Annotated in this window: 1 protein-coding gene; it reads right to left on the bottom strand. The window is 50.5% G+C overall.

The features are described from left to right. Window positions 1-17: 17 nt before the first annotated feature. Window positions 18-333, bottom strand: a 316-nt coding sequence (locus tag RCF13_RS10810; protein WP_308141158.1) for a helix-turn-helix domain-containing protein, incomplete at its 5' end; no start/stop codon positions are given.

The raw sequence follows: 333 nt of genomic DNA, 5'->3' as shown, positions 1-333 counted from the left end.
GGGCAATTAACGAAATATTAACCCCGATACATCCTCGGACTCATTCCCATTTGCTTGCGGAAGAGGGCAGCGAAGTGATTGTAATCGGTGAAACCAACATCCTGAGCGGCTTCGCTCGGGGATCTGCCCATCTGCTCCATGAGCACGGCAGCCTGCTTGATTCTCATGCGATTCAGATGCTGGATGATAGATTCTCCTATCTCCTGCTTGAACAGATGCGTCAATCGGGAAGGCGACAGCATAACGGCCTGCGCCAAGTCCTCAATCTGTATGCGTTCCGTCATACGTTCATGCAGAAGATCCAGAACATTTTGTATTCTTGGATCCCGCTTG

The organism is Stenotrophomonas maltophilia group sp. RNC7, from assembly GCF_030910085.1.
Classification (GTDB): domain Bacteria; phylum Pseudomonadota; class Gammaproteobacteria; order Xanthomonadales; family Xanthomonadaceae; genus Stenotrophomonas; species Stenotrophomonas sepilia.
Note: the sequence above shows the minus strand (reverse complement) of the source record. Positions and strands in the feature narration are given on the sequence as shown.